At 64.1% G+C, this 2,998-nt stretch carries 2 protein-coding genes; both read left to right on the plus strand.

Annotated features, from left to right (window positions below; all coding sequences use genetic code 11):
- Window positions 1-344 precede the first annotated feature (344 nt).
- Window positions 345-1,778, plus strand: coding sequence for a 3-oxoacyl-[acyl-carrier-protein] synthase III C-terminal domain-containing protein (locus CH339_RS23475; RefSeq protein WP_111436844.1), 1,434 nt, complete (start codon window positions 345-347; stop codon window positions 1,776-1,778).
- Window positions 1,778-2,962, plus strand: a complete 1,185-nt coding sequence (locus CH339_RS23480) for an acetyl-CoA acetyltransferase (protein WP_111436845.1) — start codon at window positions 1,778-1,780, stop codon at window positions 2,960-2,962. The genes CH339_RS23475 and CH339_RS23480 overlap by 1 nt, the downstream gene beginning before the upstream one ends.
- Window positions 2,963-2,998 lie beyond the last annotated feature (36 nt).

Consider the following 2,998-nt stretch of genomic DNA (forward strand, 5'->3'; position numbering starts at 1 on the left):
GCTGGTCAAACTCCTGTTGCTCCAGCGGCTGGCGTCCGGTCGGCGGTTCGGGCTTGGGCTTGGGCACGTCCGTCGGTCGCCGGATGGCGGCAGGAGCCTTCGTCTTTCGTTGCAAAAACTAAGGCAGCGTTCCAAAAATGAAATGAAGTAACTAGCTGTCTGAAAACATTAAATTCTAATTTGCCGTTCCAATTTTGAAATTTACTCCGGGCGAATCCCGCAGAATTCCTCGAAATTTTGCTGGCACATTGCTTGCTACACCTGGGGCGTGCTTCGGCACATCAGCGGGTAGCCGGCCTTGTCAGTTTCTTTGCTGGCGTAAAAACGGCGAAGGAGACAGCTTAATGAATGTAGGAATTGCGAGGACCGGCGTCTATATCCCGTCCTATCGCATGAAGCGGGAGACCATCGCGAAAGCGTGGGAGCGACCGGGTCTCAAGGGCGAGAAAAGCGTCGCCAACACCGACGAAGACAGCCTGACGCTGGCGGTCGAAGCCGCCGTGAGTTGCCTCAGGGGAACGCAGAGGGAAACCGTCGATGCCCTGCTGTTCGCCTCCACGACGCCCCCTTACGCGGAGAAATCGAGTGCCGGCCTTGCGGCCGTGGCAGCCGATCTAAAGGAAACCGTCCACACCGCCGATTTCGGCGCCAGCGCCCGCGCCGGAACGAGCGCCCTGAAAGCGGCGCTGGATGCCGTCGCGTCCGGGGCCAACGACCGCGTCGTCGTGACCGCGGCCGATTGCCCGCTCGGCTATCCGAAATCCGATCAGGAACAACTCGCCGGAGATGCCGGCGCCGCCGTCCTGGTCGCCGCCGAGGACCTCGTTGCGGTCTATCGGGCGAGCTATTCGGTCAACAACGAGATCCTCGACAGCTGGCGCAACGTCGACGACCGCTTCCCCCATACGGCGGAGGGCCGTTTCGCCAAGGACAAGGGTTACGGCCGCGCCATGTCGGACGTCATCGACGGTCTGATGTCGCGGGCCGGGCTTACGCCCGGGCAGATCTCCAGGCTGGTTCTGGCGACGCCGGGGCTCCGGGACAGCGCCCAGGTTGCCAAGCGCGTCGGATTCACGCCCGAGCAGCTCGCCGATCCGCTCATGATGCAGGTCGGATATTGCGCCGCCGCGCAGCCCATCCTGCTCCTGGCCAGCGCCCTGGAAACGGCCAGCCCCGGCGACCTCATTCTTGTCGCGTCCTACGGCTACGGCGCCGACGCATTCCTCTTCGAGGCGACCGAAGCGGTGCTCGAACAGCAAAAGGACGCGGTCGTCGCCCGCAATTTGGCGCGCGGGCGGCCGCTGGACTCCTACAGCCGGTTCCTCTCCTTCCGCGGTATTCTGGACGCCCAGCCGGGTGAACCGTTCCGCACCTTTCCCTCCACATCCGCCTATTGGCGCGACCAGGCATCGCTGCTGCGTCTGCATGGCAGCAAATGCTACCGGTGCGGCACGACGACGACGCCGACCAACCGCATCTGCCCGGTCTGCCATAGCAAGGACGATTTCGAGCTGGTCCGCCTGTCCGATCGGACGGCGCGCGTCTTCACCTATTCGATCGACAAGCTGGCGGGGCGCAGCGACGACCCGGTCGTCGTCCAGACCGTCTGCGAAGACGACGAGAAGACCCGCTACTACCTGCTGATGACGGACTTCGACGCTGAAGAGGTCTCGGTCGGGATGCCGGTCGAATTCACCTTTCGCAAGATCTACGAGGGCGGAAACTACATCAATTACTACTGGAAATGCCGCCCGGCGGCGAGCGCGGAGGGCGAATAATGTCCTTGAAGGATAAGGTTGCAATCGTCGGCATGGGCTGCTCGAAGTTCGGCGAGCGCTGGGACTGCGGCGTTGCCGATCTCGCCATCGAATCGGCCTACGAGGCCTATGAGGATGCCGGCATCGGACCCGACGACATCGAAGCCGTTTTCGTCGGCCAGGCCTATGCCCCGGTCGGCGGCCTTGCCGCCTCCCAGGTCGTCGACGCGCTCAAGCTCGGCGGCATTCCGCTGCTGCGCAACGAGAACTACTGCACCTCCGGCCATATCGCCCTGTTCGAAGCTTGCATGGCGGTTGCCAGCGGCATGTTCGATGTGGTCATGGCGCTCGGCGTTGAGAAACTGAAGGATACCGGTTTCCCGGGGCTCGGCGCCGGTCGCGGCATGAACCCTGTGACCGAGGCACGCCGAACCGCGCCGGGGTCGTTCGCCCTGATCGCGACACGCTACTTCGAGCAATACGGCCTTTCCTATGAGGAAGGACGGCAGACGATCGGCAAGATCGCGGTCAAGAACCACCGCAACGGCATGTTGGCGCCGAAGGCCCACTTCCACAAGGAACTGACGCTCGAACAGGTGCTGTCGGCCCCCATCGTGGCGACGCCGCTCGGCCTGTTGGACTGCTGCGGCAACAGTGACGGCTCCGCCTGCGCGATCGTGACACGCGCCGACAACGCCAAGGCCCTGCGTGACGATCCGATCTACATCAAGGGGTTCGGCGTGGCGATGGACGCGATGCTGCCGCACCACCGGCCGGACTTCAGCTGGACCAGTTTCAACGCGCTGCGCAAATCGTCGTCGAAGGCCTACGCGATGGCCGGCATCGATGATCCGCGCCGCGAGCTGGATCTCGCCGAGGTCCATGACTGCTTCACGATCACCGAAATGCTGATCTACGAGGATTTCGGGTTCAGCGAGCGGGGGCGTGCGCGGCACGACATCGACGCCGGCGTCTTCGAACTCTCCGGCGACCTGCCGGTCAATGTCGACGGCGGCCTGAAGTGCTTCGGCCATCCGATCGGCGCCAGCGGCCTGCGCATGACCTACGAGATCTACAAGCAGCTCCAGCACAAGGTCGACGATCCGCGCCGCCAGATCGCCAACGCCGCCCGGGGGCTGTCGCACACCTTCGGCGGCGGCCCGCAGATCAGCGCCGTACTGATCGCCGGAAACGAAACGGGCTGAGGAACCGCCCCCCAGGCGCGGCCGGCCGGCCGCGCT

It is taken from the genome of Rhodobium orientis (assembly GCF_003258835.1).
GTDB classification, from domain to species: Bacteria; Pseudomonadota; Alphaproteobacteria; order Rhizobiales; family Rhodobiaceae; genus Rhodobium; species Rhodobium orientis.

What these genes read in the sequence shown, in the direction of transcription:
- CH339_RS23475 (WP_111436844.1), top strand. Translation starts at nt 345, where the DNA reads ATGAATGTAGGAATTGCGAGGACCGGCGTCTATATCCCGTCCTATCGC.
- CH339_RS23480 (WP_111436845.1), top strand. Translation starts at nt 1,778, where the DNA reads ATGTCCTTGAAGGATAAGGTTGCAATCGTCGGCATGGGCTGCTCGAAG.